At 62.9% G+C, this 15,165-nt stretch carries 17 protein-coding genes; 8 read left to right on the forward strand and 9 right to left on the reverse strand.

The genetic code is table 11. The annotated features are described in order from the left end of the window. From AC07Z7_RS22920 to AC07Z7_RS22955, 8 genes are all read right to left on the reverse strand, one after another. A partial coding sequence (locus AC07Z7_RS22920) for an ExbD/TolR family protein (protein WP_494767774.1) occupies window positions 1-235 on the reverse strand: 235 nt, incomplete at its 3' end. A 3-nt stretch (window positions 236-238) separates the two neighbouring features. Next, window positions 239-958 carry a MotA/TolQ/ExbB proton channel family protein gene (locus AC07Z7_RS22925; RefSeq protein ID WP_252658674.1) on the reverse strand — a complete coding sequence of 240 codons (720 nt, stop codon included), beginning with the start codon at window positions 956-958 and terminating at the stop codon, window positions 239-241. A 41-nt stretch (window positions 959-999) separates the two neighbouring features. Beyond that, a complete protein-coding gene (locus AC07Z7_RS22930) occupies window positions 1,000-1,686 on the reverse strand; it encodes an energy transducer TonB (RefSeq protein WP_252658675.1) in 687 nt (228 codons plus the stop codon). Between the two features lie 98 nt (window positions 1,687-1,784). Further along, window positions 1,785-2,057 (reverse strand): (2Fe-2S)-binding protein, encoded by a 273-nt coding sequence (locus AC07Z7_RS22935; protein ID WP_494767775.1) that lies wholly within the window; start codon window positions 2,055-2,057, stop codon window positions 1,785-1,787. A 155-nt stretch (window positions 2,058-2,212) separates the two neighbouring features. Continuing rightward, window positions 2,213-3,358, reverse strand: coding sequence for an alpha-hydroxy acid oxidase (locus AC07Z7_RS22940; RefSeq protein ID WP_494767776.1), 1,146 nt, complete (start codon window positions 3,356-3,358; stop codon window positions 2,213-2,215). Between the two features lie 127 nt (window positions 3,359-3,485). Continuing rightward, complete coding sequence (locus AC07Z7_RS22945; protein WP_094290875.1) at window positions 3,486-4,178, reverse strand: Fe2+-dependent dioxygenase; 693 nt, start codon at window positions 4,176-4,178, stop codon at window positions 3,486-3,488. A 78-nt stretch (window positions 4,179-4,256) separates the two neighbouring features. Further along, window positions 4,257-6,380: a TonB-dependent receptor gene (locus AC07Z7_RS22950; RefSeq protein WP_494767780.1), complete on the reverse strand. Its 2,124-nt coding sequence runs from the start codon at window positions 6,378-6,380 to the stop codon at window positions 4,257-4,259. A gap of 356 nt (window positions 6,381-6,736) precedes the next feature. Then, entirely contained in the window at window positions 6,737-7,057 is a 321-nt protein-coding gene (locus AC07Z7_RS22955) for an SWIB/MDM2 domain-containing protein (RefSeq protein ID WP_015014555.1), read from the reverse strand. 307 nt (window positions 7,058-7,364) lie between these two features. Between AC07Z7_RS22955 and rraA the strand changes: the two genes are divergently transcribed. After that, window positions 7,365-7,877 carry a ribonuclease E activity regulator RraA gene (gene rraA, locus AC07Z7_RS22960; RefSeq protein ID WP_094290877.1) on the forward strand — a complete coding sequence of 171 codons (513 nt, stop codon included), beginning with the start codon at window positions 7,365-7,367 and terminating at the stop codon, window positions 7,875-7,877. Window positions 7,878-7,892: 15 nt separating this feature from the next. Here the strand turns inward: rraA and AC07Z7_RS22965 are convergent, their stop codons facing one another. Beyond that, window positions 7,893-8,855, reverse strand: a complete 963-nt coding sequence (locus AC07Z7_RS22965) for a DMT family transporter (protein ID WP_494767777.1) — start codon at window positions 8,853-8,855, stop codon at window positions 7,893-7,895. A 120-nt stretch (window positions 8,856-8,975) separates the two neighbouring features. Between AC07Z7_RS22965 and AC07Z7_RS22970 the strand changes: the two genes are divergently transcribed. The 7 genes from AC07Z7_RS22970 to AC07Z7_RS23000 all read left to right on the forward strand — a co-directional run. Further along, window positions 8,976-9,395, forward strand: coding sequence for a gamma-glutamylcyclotransferase family protein (locus AC07Z7_RS22970; protein ID WP_252658679.1), 420 nt, complete (start codon window positions 8,976-8,978; stop codon window positions 9,393-9,395). 253 nt (window positions 9,396-9,648) lie between these two features. Continuing rightward, window positions 9,649-10,980 (forward strand): isocitrate lyase, encoded by a 1,332-nt coding sequence (aceA, locus tag AC07Z7_RS22975; RefSeq protein ID WP_094290879.1) that lies wholly within the window; start codon window positions 9,649-9,651, stop codon window positions 10,978-10,980. A gap of 317 nt (window positions 10,981-11,297) precedes the next feature. Beyond that, the gene (thrS, locus tag AC07Z7_RS22980; protein WP_494767778.1) at window positions 11,298-13,217 is read left to right on the forward strand and encodes a threonine--tRNA ligase; all 1,920 of its coding nucleotides are present in this window, start codon (window positions 11,298-11,300) and stop codon (window positions 13,215-13,217) included. Between the two features lie 81 nt (window positions 13,218-13,298). Next, the gene (infC, locus tag AC07Z7_RS22985; RefSeq protein ID WP_094290881.1) at window positions 13,299-13,904 is read left to right on the forward strand and encodes a translation initiation factor IF-3; all 606 of its coding nucleotides are present in this window, start codon (window positions 13,299-13,301) and stop codon (window positions 13,902-13,904) included. A 181-nt stretch (window positions 13,905-14,085) separates the two neighbouring features. Further along, entirely contained in the window at window positions 14,086-14,289 is a 204-nt protein-coding gene (gene rpmI, locus AC07Z7_RS22990) for a 50S ribosomal protein L35 (protein WP_005795135.1), read from the forward strand. Window positions 14,290-14,314: 25 nt separating this feature from the next. Further along, complete coding sequence (gene rplT, locus AC07Z7_RS22995; protein ID WP_005795139.1) at window positions 14,315-14,674, forward strand: 50S ribosomal protein L20; 360 nt, start codon at window positions 14,315-14,317, stop codon at window positions 14,672-14,674. Between the two features lie 101 nt (window positions 14,675-14,775). Further along, a partial coding sequence (locus tag AC07Z7_RS23000; protein WP_494767779.1) for a tRNA ligase subunit PheS family protein occupies window positions 14,776-15,165 on the forward strand: 390 nt, incomplete at its 3' end.

Here is a 15,165-nt window from a genome sequence, read left to right on the forward strand (position 1 = left end):
CCTGCGATTCGTTCCAGTAGAACTTGCCATCGGCCGCCACCGACAGGCGCACGGTCTCGGGCTTGATGTTCTCGGGCTGGTTGGTGGCCCGGGGCAGGTCCACGTTGACCGAGTGTTTCATCACCGGCACGGTGATGATGAAGATGATGAGCAGCACCAGCATGACGTCCACCAGGGGCGTCATGTTGATCTCGTTCATCACGTCATCGGCATCGTCTTGCGTTCCGAAAGCCATGGCTTAGTTGCCTTTCTTGATGGGCAGCACCTTGCCCTGTTCGCCACCGGCATTCACCCGGGCACCGGTCACGAAGTAGGCGTGCAGATCGTGTGCAAAGCTGTTGAGGCCGCCCAGGATGGACTTGTTGCCGCGCACCAGCGCGTTGTAACCCAACACGGCAGGGATGGCCACCGCCAGGCCCAGAGCCGTCATGATCAGTGCCTCGCCGATGGGGCCGGCCACCTTGTCGATGGTGGACTGGCCGGACGTGCCGATGGCCACCAGCGCATGGTAGATGCCCCAAACGGTGCCGAACAGGCCGATGAAAGGCGCGGTGGAGCCCACCGAGGCCAGGATGGCCAGGCCGGATTGCAAGCGGGCGGTGAACTCGTCGATGCAGTTGCGCAGGCAGCGTGTGACCCAGTCGCTCACGTCCAGGCTGTCGTGCAGGTGGGCCTTGGTATTGCGGTGGTGGGCGGTGGCTTCACGGCCTTCCAGGGCCAGGTGGCGGAAGGGGTTGGTGGGGTCAGCGCCCAGCTTGGTCAGGCCCGCAGCAAAGTCTTCGCTGTGCCAGAAGTCCTGCGCGGCGCGGGTGTGCTTCTTGAACTTGATGATGTCCAGCGCCTTGATGAGGATGACGATCCACGAGGCCAGCGACATGGCCAGCAGGATGATGGCGACGGCGCGGGTGACGAAGTCGCCCTGGATCCATACGTTGGCGATGCCGAATTGCGATTCCATGAAAAAACTCCCTGAAGCGGTGATCTGAAACTGTGAACTGGTTATTCGAGAACGAAGTTGACCGGGACCAGGTTCCACATGGTCTCGGGCACGCCATTGCGTTTGCCGGGCACAAAGCGCCAGCGCATGACGGCCTCCTGGGCCTGGCGGTCCAGGCGTTCAAAGCCGCTGGACTTGTTGACTTCCACCTTCTGCGGCGTGCCGTCGGTGCCGATCAGCACGCGCAGCACCACCTTGCCCTGCTCGCCCATGCGCTTGCTGATGGCGGGGTAGCTGGGCTTGGGGTTGTTGAGGTAAGCAGCGTCGCTGGAGGGCAGCTCGATCTTGGGCGGTGCAGGCGGTGCCGGTGGGGCGGGCGGCGCCGGGGGCGCAACCGGCGCCTCGATGGGGGGCGCGGGCGGCTGAGGCGTGGTGATGCCTGTGGGCGCATTGGGCGCGGGAGTCGGGTCGGCAATCGCCACAGGCATGGGGGCCGGGCGCGGCGCGACCTTGGGGGCCGGGCGCGGTGGTGGTGGCGGCGCCGGGGGCGGCGGTGTGACCTTGGGGGGCGCGGGCGGGGCGATGAACTCGCTCAGCAGCTCGGCCGGCACGATGACCTCGGCCGCACGGCGCAGCAGGCCCGACTGCAGGGCCCAGATGCCTGCTACGTGCAGGGCAATCACGGAGCCCACGATCACGGTGTTGCGGCTGACACCCCCGGGAGTGGCAAAACGATCAGGGTGAGACATAAAAATGATAGCAACCAGCGCCTGTGTATCAGGCGCCAGGTGCCTAAAAGACCGATATTACTTGCGGAAGATCCACCAGGCAGAGCCTGCCACGAGGATCAGGCTGCCAGCGAGTGTTGAGAGGCGTTCCATGACTTGCTTTCCAGGATGGAGCTGGCAAGCTGGATCGGCTGCGGTGCCACGTCATTGTGCAGGGCGGCCACAGGATTCGAAACACTGCACTGCGCCACCACATCGCGGGCGCAGCTTTCGCAGCAACCGCATTGGGTGGCCACGCCCAGCTCGAACTGAATTTCATCGAAGCTCATGCCAGCGCGCGCATGGCGGGCAATCTCACGGTCGGAAACCCGGCGGCAAACACAGACGATCATGGGGAGCAGGCAGTGTGGCTGGCTGTTGAAGGGATGGCTGCATTATAAATACGAATCTATCGCATTTGCAATAAATCATTCCTGCCGACAGGGGGAAGGACTTTGGCCGGCGCACGCACCCCTCACCGGCCGCCAACTCCGGCCATCGGTGGCTGTTACCTGCCGGGGCGCAAGGCTGGGTCTTCTGCGGCATCCAGCAGCGCTGGGGTGGCGTCCGCCAGCGTGGCGCAGCCGGTGAGTGCCATGGCAACCTCCAGTTCGTCGCGCAGCAGGCGCAGCACATGGGCCACGCCCGTGGCCCCGGCATTGGCCAGGCCCCACACGGCGGGGCGCCCCACCAGCACGGCCGATGCGCCCAGCGCCATGGCCTTGAGCACATCGGTGCCGCGCCGGATGCCGCCGTCCACCAGCACCGGCACTGCGTCGGCCACGGCCTGCACCACGCGGGGCAGGGCGGTGGCGGTGGCGGGCGCGGTGTCCAGCGTGCGGCCACCGTGGTTGGAGACGATCAGGCCCGCCGCACCCGCTGCCACGGCCTGGCGTGCGTCGGCCGGGTGCAGCACGCCCTTGAGCAGCACGGGCAGGCGGGTGATGGACTGCAGCCAGGCCACGTCGTCCCAGGTGGGCGCCTGGTGCAGCAGGCCGTCAAACAGCGCGCTCTGGCCGGGGCACAGGTCGGGTTGTGGCGGCGGGGGCAGGCCCGCCAGGTTGACTGGGCCCACGGCGGGCGGCAGCCGGAAGCCTGCGCGCCGCTCGCGGTCGCGCACGCCGCTGGTGGGCGCATCCACCGTGAGCACCAGGGCTTCGTAGCCCGCCGCCTCGGCCCGTTGCACCAGCGCCTGGGTAAAGCCCCGGTCATGCTGCAGGTAGAGCTGGAACCACAGTGGGCCGCGCCCGGGGTCGGGCTGCACGGCCTCGGCAACGGCTTCGAGCGATACGCTGGCCTGGGTGCTGAGCACCACCCCCGCGCCCAGCGCGGCCGCCGCGTAGGCCATGGCCAGTTCGCCATCGGGGTGGGCCAGGCGCTGGAAGGCGACCGGGGCCAGCAGGATGGGGTGGGCCAGCGTGCGCCCCAGCAGCTGCACCCGGGTGTGCCCGCCCGCCAGCGGCCGCAGCACGCGGGGCCACAGGGGCAGAGCATCCCAGGCGCTGCGGTTGGCGCGCAGGGTGATCTCGTCGCCCGCGCCGCCGCTGAAATAGGCCCAGGCGTTGTCGTCCAGTTGTTGGCGCGCCTGCAGTTCGTGGTCGGCCAGGTTGGCGATCTCGGGCGGCAGCCTGTGACGGGCGGGGGTGTCAGTCATACCAATGAAAAAAGCACCTTGCGCGCGTTCAGTATGCGCAAGGTGCTATTGAAATAGGAGTAAATCTGGCAAGGCAGGGGGCCATGGCGCGAAGGGGCCGTGCTGTCTGGGTGCCAAGGGAGGGGGCTCACACGTCGGCCCACATGCGCAGCAGGTTGTGGTACGTGCCCGAGAGCGCAATGACCGACGGCTCCGTCTCGCCCACGCTCTGGCGCAGCCGCAGCAGCGACATGTCCATGTCGAACAGCAGCTGCCGCTGCTCCAGTCCGCGCACCATGCTTTCGACCCAGAAGAAGCTGCTGATGCGCTGCCCGCGTGTGACGGGCGACACCTGGTGCACGGTGCTACTGGGGTACAAAACCATGTCGCCTGCAGGCAGCTTGATGCGTTTTTCGCCCCAGGCTTCGGTGGCCACGAGTTCGCCGCCGTCGTATTCGTCCGCCGGGGTGAGGAACAGCGTGCACGACAGGTCGCTGCGCACCCAGGCGTTGTCGGCTGCGGAGTGCATGACGGCGCTGTCCACATGCTTGCCGTAGAAGTTGGCGCCATCGCCGTAGCGGTTGAACAGCGGGTTGTAGATGCGCCGGGGCAGGGCGGCTGAGAAGAACAGTGCGTTGCGTGCCAGGGCGGCCTTGACCAGGCCCTGCAGCTGGGCCGACAGCTCGCTGCCCTGTGCCAGCTGCAGGTTGTTCTTCTGGTGCACGGCCTGGCCGCCTGCGCTGCGGGCGCCGTCCACCCAGGGGGCATCGGGGGCCCAGAGCTGTTGCCGGAAGAAGGCGACTTCTTCGGCGGTGAGAACGTGGGGGATGTGCAGGAACATGGAGGCCGATTGTGACGCCGCCCCAGTGAAGGGGCGGAGTCGTTTCGTCAGAACATCAGCGCATCAGCGCATCGAATGTCAGAAGCGCGTCTTGATGGACACCTGCACGGCGCGGGGTGCACCCGGCGTGTAGAAGCCACGGTACAGGCCGTCGGCGTAGGTGCGGTCGAACAGGTTGCTCACGTTCAGCTTGAGCGTGGTCTTGTCGTCAAACGCGTACTCGGCCATGGCGTCCATCACGGCAAAGCCGCTGGCGTACACCGCACGCGAACCCTCGGGGTTCTGCTTGCTGCGGTAGGTCAGGCCAGCGCCCACGCGCAGCTTGGACGTGACGGCGTAGGTGCTCCACACGCTGCCGCTGTGCTTGGGCGTGAGGCCGGGGCGGTCGCCCTGCACCTGCGCGCCACCACCGTTGGCGGCCAGTGCCACGTTGCTGCGGTCGATCTTGGCCGAAGGAATCCAGGTGTGGTTGGCGAACACTTCCCACTGGGGCGTAAGACGGCCTGCCAGGTTGAATTCCATGCCGGTGGCGTGGCGCTTGCCGGACAGCAGCTCTTGCTGGGCAGCGGTGTCGGGGTCGGTGTTGCGCTCGTTGTACTTCTCGCTGCGGAACACGGCCACACCCAGCAGCGCGCGGCGCTCGAACAGCTCGAACTTGCTGCCGATCTCGAAATTGCGGCTCTTCTCGGGGTCGGTGTTGGCGGTGCGGGCCGTGTTGGCGCCGGGGTTGCCGAACTGGTAGGTGTCACCCGAGGTGTTGTACGAAGTGCCGAACGACGCGTAGTACGAGACCAGCTCGCTGGGCTGGAACAGCAGGCCCACGCGGGGGCTGACCAGGCTGTCGGAGCGCGAGTTGCTCAGTGCGCCGGTGGCGTTCTTGTAGGAGGCCTTGAAGTTGTCATAACGCAGGCCACCCACCAGCTTCAGGGTGTCGTTCAGCGCCATCGTGTCCTGGAAGTACAGGCCGAGGTTGCGCGACTTGAAGGTGTTCCACTGTACGGGCGCGCGGCCATCGGCCACCCAGGCGCCATCGTTGGGCGAGCCGACGGTGGTGGTGGGGCGGGTGGTGGTGTTGGGGTAGTTCTGGTTGCGCTTGGCATCGTCGTCGAAGTAATCGACGCCCGCCAGCACGGCGTGCTTCTTGCCGCCCCAGTTGAAGGTGTTGCTGTAGTCGCTTTGCACCTGCAGCACGTCGCTCTCGCCCAGGCGGCCCTTGGAGCCACGGGTCAGCACGGTGTTGCCGTTGATCTGGTCGAGCGTGATGGCGCTGTTCTGGAAGCCGATGGTGCTGGCCAGCAGGTCGCGCTCGTAGGTGCCGTAGCGCAGGCGCGTGTTCAGCTCGCCGTTGTTGTCAAAACGGTGGATATGGCCCAGCGTGACATGCTGTGCCGAGGTGTTGTTGTGGTCGCTGGCCAGGCCATAGTAGTTGCGGGCTTCCAGCGGCGTGTTGATCTTGCCGTCCACCACGCGCCAGGGGTGGTTGTACAGCGGGCGGCCCTTGGATTCGAGGTAGTACAGGCCGATGGAGAACTCATCGCGCGTGCCGATGCCCCAGGCGAACGTGGGCGCAATGCCGCGCTTGTCCTGCTTGGCGCCGTAGTTGTCGAACTCCTGCACCATGGCGTTCAGGCGGAAGGCCGCGTTTTCGCCGGTCTTGAAGTTGAAGTCGCCCGTGGCGCGGTGGTATTGGCCGGTGCCGTAGGTGTACGAGGCTTCGTGCTGGTCGATCAGCAGGGGCGCCTTGTTGACCTGGTTGACCACGCCGCCCGTAGAACCCTTGCCAAACAGCATGGATGCCGAGCCCTTGAGCACTTCGACGCGGTCCAGGTTGAAGGTGTCGCGCTCGATCAGCGGAGCGTCCTTCATGCCGTCCACATAGATGTCGCCCGCCTGGCCCAGCGAGAAGCCGCGCAGGCGCACGTCTTCTTCACCCGTTTCGCCCGACTGGAAGGTCACGCCCGCAGTGTTGCGCAGCACCTCGCGGAAGTCGTCCATGTTGCGGTCGTTCATCTGCTTTTCGGTGAACACCGTCACGGACTGGGGGATGTCCTTGATGTCCTGGTTGCCCTTGCCGACCGTGGTCTTCTTGAGCAGCAGGGTGTCCTTGCCTTGCACTTCGGCGGCTTCTTTCACCGTCACGGTGGACAGGGTGGTCTCTTTGGTGTTGGTCTGTGCCATGGCGCCCATGGAGGCGGCCAGCATCAGGGCGCCCAGGGGCAGCAGGGCCTTGTCGGACGAGGAGACGGGGGCGAAGGACGTGGGGGATGCGGTTTTACGCAGCGCGGAGCTGCGGCGCTGTGCGCGTGATTTTGCCAAGATGGCCTCCATCGATGGGGTGCAGGGGGGACGATGTGCGGATGGCGCGCGGAGCGCCAAATGCAGCGAGAGGCAGTGGCTAGGTCAACATGGCTGTGCGTCGTCGTGCTGCTTTATGTTACATCAAATGCGGGTCATTCTCATTTGTGTTGATGTTCGCATGCCACACTTTCAGGGTGGCGGAAATGAAAAAAGCCGGCTGAGCCGGCTTTTTTCGGATGCTGCGGGTGCAGTGCGTCGGTTTACTTGACGTGCTTGCCAATCAGGCCAGCCAGTTCAAACATGGACACCTGGGGCTTGCCGAACAGCTCCTTGAGCTTGGCATCGGCGTTGATGTTGCGCTTGTTGGTGGCGTCCTGCAGGTTGTTGGCCTTGATGTAGACCCACAGCTTGCTGATGATCTCCGTGCGTGGCAGCGGTGCCGAGCCCACCACGGCGGCCAGCGCGGGGCTGGGCGTGAGCGCCTTCATGAAGGCGGCGTTGGGGGTGCGCTTCTTGGCGGGGGCAGCGGCCTTCTTGGCTGCTGGGGCTGTGGTTGCCGGAGCTTTTTTTGCAGTTGCCATGTTGGGTTTTCCTTGTTGGAAGTAAATTTTCACCAGCGAAAACGACGCTTTCCCACTGGCAGAGCGATGCTAATGGGAAAAAAACGCGTTTCCAAGGGAGAAACGGCTTTTTTTGCCTCGATTTGTAGCGGTGGCGCCGCGCAGCGCGCAGCAATTCGCCGCAAGGCCGCGCCAGCCTTGACAAAAGCCCGGGGCTGGGTGACCTGGCCCGGGCCTGTATAGGTCCGTGGCTGCAAGGACTTGTGTTGCGCGGACAATCCTGGCCTGGCCCGTTTCACTGACCCCCTCATTGAAAGATTTTGTCCCTATGTCCGCAGCTTCCAACCCTCCCTTCTCCACCTGTGACTTCTGCGATGTGCACAAGGCCGATGTGAGTGGCGCGTTCCGCGTCTTGCCGCCTGTTTTTCAGAGCTATGGCGGCAAGCTGGTGTTTGCGGGTCCGGTCACCACCGTCAAATGCCACGAAGACAACTCCCTGGTCAAAGCCGCCGTGGAGTCGCCGGGCGAGGGCCGCGTGCTGGTGGTGGATGGCGGGGGCTCGCTGCGCCGCGCGCTGGTGGGGGGCAACCTGGCGGCCGCAGCGGCGCGGAATGGCTGGGCGGGGGTGGTGGTGGATGGCTGCGTGCGCGACGTGGCCGAGCTGAACGCCGCCGCCGTGGGCATCCGGGCGCTGGCGCTGATGCCGCTGCCCACCGAGCGCCGGGGCGAAGGCCAGCGCGATGTGGCGGTGTCGATCCAGGGCGTGTGGGTGCGGCCCGGCGACTGGCTGTATGCCGATGCCGACGGCATCGTTGTCAGCGCGCAGGCGCTGACGGCTTGACGGTCGTTGCGCGGGTCAGGATCGATCGGGGTGATCGCCCCGGCCCACGCGCAGTGCGGCGCGTGAGGGCAGGGTGGCCATCAGCACACTGGCCAGCGCAATCGCGAAGGCAAACAACTGCATGCCCGAGAGTGACTCTCCCAATACCAGCACACCCACCAGGGCCGCACTCACCGGCAGCAGCACCGAGAACACACCGCCCTGTGCCGCAGGCACCGCCTTGAGCCCCGTCATCCAGAGCCAGACGGTCCACATGCAGGCCGCCAGGGCATAGAACAGCAGCAGCGCCCAGGTGCCCCAGCCGACGGCGCCGAAGTCGAAGCCCAGCGCGAGGTACAGCCCGAACGGTGTGGTCAGCACAAAGCCCCACAGGTTGATGAGCGCGGTGATGCGTTTGGGCCCCAGGCTGCCCGTGAGTTTTTTGCCGATCACGGTGTAGGCCGCCTCGCAGACCACGGCCCCCACCAGCAGCAACTGCCCCAGCCAGGCCATGTTTTGAGGGTTTTTGGCTGCTACCGCCTGTCCTGCATGGGCTGAGTGCTCTGGTTTCGATAGTGAGAACAGCGCAATGCCTGCCACGGCGCAGACCACCGCCAGCCAGGTGCGTGGCGCCACCCGCTCGCGCAGGAACGCCCAGCCCATCAGCGCCACGGCCGCCGGGATGGCGGCCATGGTCACGCCGGCCGACACCGCATCGGTCAGGCTCACGCCATAAATCATGCAGATGGTGAACAGGAAGTTGCCCAGGAACGACTCCAGGAACAGCAGCCGTCGGGTTTGCGGTGTCAGCGGGGGCTCATCCGCCGGTTTCTTGAGCCAGTGCAGCATGGCCACACCGCCGATGCCAAATCGCATCCAGGCCAGCAAAAACACCGGCAGCACGGCCGCCAGCGGCTTGGACAGCGCCACGTAGCTGCCCACCAGCGACATGCTAAGTGCCAGGCACAGATAGGCGAAGGGGCGGTTGGGCGTGTTCACTAGACTGGGCGCTGTTCAAAAAAACGGCTTACGCAAATGGGTTCAAGCACAGCGCTCGCCACTGGGCGAAGCCTGCTTTGCATCCTTGTTGGCGTAAGTCCTCAAAAAAGAGTGCGCATCATGCCCGACGAATCCACGCCCGCCCGGCAGCCCCGCTGCGTTTTTGTCTACGGCACGCTGCGCAGTGGCGGCAGCAACGACATCACGCGGCTCAAGCCCTCGCCCCGCTATGTAGGGCCTTCACAAGTGGCCGGGGTGCTGTACCACCTGGGGGCCTACCCGGGCATGTTGCTGGGAGGTGAGCGGTGGGTGGTGGGTGAGGTCTATGCCATCGAGCCAGCGCTGGAGGCCATCCTGGATGCCATTGAGGGCGTGGCGGGCCAACCGGGCGATGAATACATCCGGCGGGAGGTGGTGGCGCTGGTCGAGGGGCGGCCGCTGGCGTGCCTGGTGTACGAAATCAATCCACCGTACGTGGCGGCGGCCCCGGTGATTGCCTCTGGCGACTGGCTCCAGGCGGTGGATCTTGGAAGTCAATAAATTTCCCGTAATGTGAAAGTAATTTTTCTCAATGCAAAACGCAATAGATGTTGCATTGCCGCATTTTTTCTCGATATGAGAAATCAATTTCCGTATTGAGAAATCTCGTGGTTAAGTTGTTGTTTTGGAAGGAGAAAATTTATCTCTTCTATAAGACATAAGAGCTTGCGCAGGTCTTATAGAAGACTTAAAGTTGTCTTCAAGGGCGGCACACAGCAGCCCGGCGTTTTCAACCAACCCCTGGAGTGATCTCATGCCCCAATCCCTCAACGAACAACTGAGCCGCGAACAGCAAATTGCCGCCCTGGAAAAAGACTGGGCGACCAACCCCCGCTGGAAGGGTGTGAAGCGCGGTTACAGCGCTGCCGACGTGGTGCGCCTGCGCGGCTCGCTCCCCATCGAGCACACCCTGGCCAAGCGCGGTGCCGAAAAGCTGTGGGACAAGATCAACGGCGGTGCCAAGAAGGGCTACGTGAACGCTTTCGGCGCCATCTCTGCCGGTCAAGCCATGCAGCAAGCCAAGGCTGGCCTCGAAGCCGTGTACCTGTCGGGCTGGCAAGTGGCCGCCGACGGCAACACGTCCGAAACCATGTACCCCGACCAGTCGCTGTATGCGTATGACTCGGTGCCCACCATGGTTCGCCGCATCAACAACACCTTCAAGCGCGCCGACGAAATCCAGTGGGGCCGTGGCATCAACCCCGGCGACAAGGAATTCATCGACTACTTCCTGCCCATCGTGGCCGATGCAGAAGCCGGCTTCGGCGGTGTGCTGAACGCCTTCGAACTGATGAAGAACATGATCCAGGCAGGCGCTGCTGGTGTTCACTTTGAAGACCAACTGGCTGCTGTGAAGAAGTGCGGCCACATGGGTGGCAAGGTGCTGGTGCCTACGCAAGAAGCCTGCGAAAAGCTGATCGCTGCACGTTTTGCCGCTGACGTGATGGGCGTGTCCACCATCGTTCTGGCCCGCACCGACGCTGAAGCAGCCAACCTGATCACGTCCGACCACGACGCCAACGACAAGCCCTTCCTGACTGGCGAGCGCACGCAAGAAGGCTTCTACCGCGTCAAGAACGGCCTGGAGCAAGCCATCAGCCGTGGTGTGGCCTACGCCCCCTACGCCGATCTGGTGTGGTGCGAAACTGGCGTGCCAGATATCGGCTTCGCCCGTGAATTCGCGCAAGCCGTGCATGCTGCCTGCCCCGGCAAGCTGCTGTCCTACAACTGCTCGCCCTCGTTCAACTGGAAGAAGAACCTCAACGACAAGCAGATCGCTTCGTTCCAGGAAGACCTGTCGGCTCTGGGCTACAAGTACCAGTTCATCACGCTGGCCGGTATCCACATCAACTGGTTCAACACCTTCCAGTTCGCCCATGCATACGCTCGCGGCGAAGGCATGAAGCACTACACCGAAATGGTGCAGGAACCTGAATTCGCAGCGCGCGAAAAGGGCTACACCTTCGTGTCGCACCAGCAGGAAGTGGGCGCAGGCTACTTCGACGACGTGACCACCGTGATCCAGGGCGGCTCGTCCTCCGTGAAGGCCCTGACGGGTTCGACCGAAGAAGAGCAGTTCCACTGATCTGAGGGGCAGATGCGCTGCCTGCGTGTGGCGCAAAATGCACCGATTGAAGGCCCGAAGCACCTGCTTCGGGCTTTTTTGTTGGTGGCAAGGTTAAAATGCCAACAAATTCACTGCACAAGAGCGAGAAAGGCAATCTGGTTATGACACCGCGAACTACATCGGAGATGTTGACCGGCCGTTAAGGCTGGCTGTTCGCGCCTGCACGAGATTGCACACACCTCCAAAAAGCGCGGACCTGTTCCGCGCTTTTTTGTTTTCTGGGCCTGGCGCGTGCCCGCACCCATTGCACTGATTGAAAAGAAAGAGTTACTCCCATGATTCACATCACGCTTCCTGATGGCTCGCAGCGCGAATTCCCGGGCCCTGTCACGGTGGCCGAGGTGGCGGCCTCTATTGGTTCTGGTCTGGCCAAGGCAGCCCTGGCTGGCAAGATCGGCGACAAGGTGGTGGACACCAGCTACCAGATCATGGCCGACAGCCCGCTGTCCATCGTCACGGCCAAGGATGCCGATGGGCTGGAGGTCATCCGTCACTCCACGGCCCACTTGCTGGCCTATGCTGTCAAGGAGCTGTTTCCAGAGGCCCAGGTGACCATCGGGCCCGTGATCGAGAACGGCTTTTTCTATGACTTCTCGTACAAGCGCCCCTTCACGCCCGAAGACCTTGTGGCCATCGAAAAGCGCATGATGGAGCTGGCTGCCAAGGACGAGCCCGTGGTGCGCCGCGTGTTGCCGCGCGACGAAGCCGTGGCCTACTTCAAGGGCCTGGGCGAGCACTACAAGGCCGAGATCATCGCCAGCATCCCGAGCAACGAGGATGTGAGCCTGTACCGCGAAGGCAACTTTGAAGACCTGTGCCGCGGCCCCCACGTGCCCAGCACGGGCAAGCTCAAGTTCTTCAAGCTCATGAAAGTGGCGGGTGCCTACTGGCGTGGTGATCACCGCAACGAGATGCTGCAACGCATCTATGGCACGGCCTGGTCCACGAAGGATGAATTGCAACAGTACCTCACGATGCTGGAAGAGGCCGAAAAGCGCGACCACCGCAAGCTGGGCCGCGAGCTGGACCTGTTCCATATGGATGAGCACTCGCCCGGCACCGTTTTCTGGCATCCCAAGGGCTGGGCGCTGTGGCAGGAGGTGGAGCAGTACATGCGCCGCGTGTACCGCAACAACGGCTATCAGGAGGTGAAGGGCCCGCAGATTCTGGACAAGAGCCTGTGGGAGAAGACGGGCCACTGGGACAAGTACCGCGACAACATGTTCACCACCGAGTCGGAAAAGCGCGACTACGCGCTCAAGCCGATGAATTGCCCAGGCCACATCCTGATCTACAAGCAGGGCATCAAGAGCTACCGCGACCTGCCGTTGCGCTACGGTGAGTTTGGCGCCTGCCACCGCAATGAACCCACGGGCGGCCTGCACGGCATCATGCGCGTGCGCGGTTTCACGCAGGACGACGGCCACATCTTCTGCACCGAAGAGCAGGTGCAGGAAGAATGTGCCAACTACACGGCGTTGGTGCAGAAGGTGTACAAGGACTTCGGCTTCACGGACATCATTTACAAGGTGGCGACGCGCCCCGAGGCGCGCATCGGCACTGAAGAAGCCTGGGACCGTGCCGAAAAGGCGCTGATGGATGGCCTGCGCTATTCGGGCTGCGAATTCGAGATCGCGGAAGGTGAGGGGGCCTTCTACGGTCCCAAGATCGAGTACACGCTCAAGGACGCGCTGGGCCGCCAGTGGCAGTGCGGCACGATGCAGATCGACCCGAACCTGCCTGAGCGCCTGGACGCCGAATACGTGGCAGAAGACGGCACCCGCAAGCGCCCGCTGATGCTGCACCGCGCGACGGTGGGCAGCATGGAGCGCTTCATCGGGATGCTGATCGAGCACTATGCTGGCGCCTTCCCTGTGTGGCTCGCGCCGGTGCAGGTTGCGGTGCTCAACATCACCGATGCGCAGGCCGATTACTGTCGCGAAATTGCAGCAAAGCTGCAAAAAGCACTGCCGAATCAAGACCTTAGAGTAGCGGTCGATCTGCGCAACGAGAAGATTACGTATAAAATACGTGAGCATTCGTTGCAAAAGCTGCCGTACATCCTTGTCGCGGGCGACAAGGAGAAGGCCGCAGGAGCCGTCGCAGTTCGCGGCCGGGGCAATCGTGACCTCGGCGTGATGTCTGTTGAAGCGTTCGCTGAGCTGATCGCCCAAGACATCGCCACCAAAGCCTGATTTTTGCTTTAAAACATGCTTTGGCGCATGCCAATTGTGCGGTTGTTGCTACAAAAATTGTAGTGTTTTGATTCAAGGAAGATAGCCATCGCTACTGAATTTCGTGATCGTCGCCACCGGGAAGAGCGCAAGCATCGCCTGAACCGTGAAATCATGGCCCCGGAAGTCCGCCTGTCCGGGCCTGACAACGAGCCTTTGGGTGTTGTCAGCCTGATGGAAGCCCTGCGCATGGCGGGCGAGCTGGATGTGGATCTGGTGGAAATTGCCGCTACGGCTAATCCGCCAGTGTGCCGCCTCATGGACTACGGCAAGTTCAAGTACCAAGAGCAAAAGCGTGCGGCGGAAGCCAAAGCCAAGCAGACGGTCATTGAGATCAAGGAAGTCAAGTTCCGTCCCGGAACAGACGATGGCGACTACAACATCAAGATGCGCAATATCCGCCGTTTTCTGGCGGATGGCGACAAATGCAAGATCACGCTGCGTTTCCGCGGCCGTGAGATCACGCACCAGGAACTCGGTCTGGCTTTGCTGAACCGGATTCGTGACGAACTGGCTGACAGCATCATCATCGAGCAGTTTCCCAAGCTGGAAGGCCGCCAGATGATCATGATGATTGCACCAGGCCGCAAGAAGCCTGCTGCCAAGCCTGCCGCAGAAGGTGCGCCAGCGCCTGGTGCCGCTGCCTGATCGGTGGTGGGGTGATTGTCGAGATTTGAGCGCTGCGCCTGAAAGGGTGTAGTGCTTGAAGGTGGTGTGCAAGCACTGCCAAACGAAAGGCGAGAGCCTTTCGAAAAAGTGGCTCGGGGCCAACAAGTTTGCAGATCGGTTTGCAAACGCCTCACGAGCACAACGAAGAAGGAGCATTCACATGCCCAAAATGAAGACCAAGAGCAGCGCGAAAAAACGTTTCCGCGTTCGTCCCGGTGGCACCGTCAAGCGCGGTCAAGCCTTCAAGCGTCACATCTTGACCAAGAAGACCACCAAGAACAAGCGCCACCTGCGTGGTGCAGTGAATGTGCATGAGACCAACATGGGCTCGATCGCACAAATGCTGCCCAGCGCTGGCCTTTAATAACTGACGAACAAGGAGTACATACATGCCTCGCGTCAAACGTGGTGTAACGGCCCGTGCCCGTCACAAGAAAGTTCTCGCCCTTGCCAAGGGCTTCCGTGGTCGCCGCGGTAACGTCTTCCGTATCGCCAAACAGGCGGTAATGAAGGCTGGGCAGTATGCCTACCGTGACCGCCGCACCAAGAAGCGCGTGTTCCGCCAGCTGTGGATCGCCCGTATCAACGCCGCTGCCCGTGAACTGGGTCTGACCTACAGCCAGTTCGCCAACGGCCTGAAGAAGGCTTCCATCGAGATCGACCGCAAGATGCTGGCCGACCTCGCAGTGCACGACAAGGCTGCCTTTGGCAGCATCGTGGAGCAAGTCAAGGCCAAGCTGGCTGCTTGAGTTCACGATGAGCGGCTATCGTTCTGATAGCTGCTTGCGCAATAACAGCAAGGGCTAGGGCTTGAAAAGGCACTAGCCCTTGTTCATTTTCAAGAGTCGATATGAACGAGTTGGATTCCCTGGTTGAAAGCGCGACGCAACTGTTTGCCCAAAGCGCCACTCCCGCTGATCTGGAAAACGCCAAGGCGCAGTTTTTGGGAAAGTCGGGCCGTGTGACCGAGCTCATGAAGGGCATGGCGCAGCTTTCCGTCGAGGAAAAAAAGTCTCGTGGTGCAGCCATTAACGTGGCCAAGCAGGCCATTGAGGCAGCGCTGACCGCACGTCGCCAGGCGCTGGCTGACGCAGAGCTGCAGGTCCAGCTCAAGGCCGAGGCCCTGGACGTAAGCCTGCCAGGGCGCCAGCGCGGGCAGGGCGGCCTGCACCCCGTGTCTCTCACATTCGAGCGCATCGAGGGCATCTTCGGTTCCATGGGTTTCGACGTGGCCCAGGGC

This window comes from Acidovorax sp. GW101-11A03, from assembly GCF_059424825.1.

Bases quoted from the DNA above. Each gene is read 5' to 3' on its own strand.
- AC07Z7_RS22925 (WP_252658674.1), bottom strand. From the start codon at position 958: ATGGAATCGCAATTCGGCATCGCCAACGTATGGATCCAGGGCGACTTC.
- AC07Z7_RS22930 (WP_252658675.1), bottom strand. From the start codon at position 1,686: ATGTCTCACCCTGATCGTTTTGCCACTCCCGGGGGTGTCAGCCGCAAC.
- AC07Z7_RS22935 (WP_494767775.1), bottom strand. From the start codon at position 2,057: ATGATCGTCTGTGTTTGCCGCCGGGTTTCCGACCGTGAGATTGCCCGC.
- AC07Z7_RS22940 (WP_494767776.1), bottom strand. From the start codon at position 3,358: ATGACTGACACCCCCGCCCGTCACAGGCTGCCGCCCGAGATCGCCAAC.
- AC07Z7_RS22945 (WP_094290875.1), bottom strand. From the start codon at position 4,178: ATGTTCCTGCACATCCCCCACGTTCTCACCGCCGAAGAAGTCGCCTTC.
- AC07Z7_RS22950 (WP_494767780.1), bottom strand. From the start codon at position 6,380: ATGCTGGCCGCCTCCATGGGCGCCATGGCACAGACCAACACCAAAGAG.
- AC07Z7_RS22955 (WP_015014555.1), bottom strand. From the start codon at position 7,057: ATGGCAACTGCAAAAAAAGCTCCGGCAACCACAGCCCCAGCAGCCAAG.
- rraA (WP_094290877.1), top strand. From the start codon at position 7,365: ATGTCCGCAGCTTCCAACCCTCCCTTCTCCACCTGTGACTTCTGCGAT.
- AC07Z7_RS22970 (WP_252658679.1), top strand. From the start codon at position 8,976: ATGCCCGACGAATCCACGCCCGCCCGGCAGCCCCGCTGCGTTTTTGTC.
- aceA (WP_094290879.1), top strand. From the start codon at position 9,649: ATGCCCCAATCCCTCAACGAACAACTGAGCCGCGAACAGCAAATTGCC.
- thrS (WP_494767778.1), top strand. From the start codon at position 11,298: ATGATTCACATCACGCTTCCTGATGGCTCGCAGCGCGAATTCCCGGGC.
- rpmI (WP_005795135.1), top strand. From the start codon at position 14,086: ATGCCCAAAATGAAGACCAAGAGCAGCGCGAAAAAACGTTTCCGCGTT.
- rplT (WP_005795139.1), top strand. From the start codon at position 14,315: ATGCCTCGCGTCAAACGTGGTGTAACGGCCCGTGCCCGTCACAAGAAA.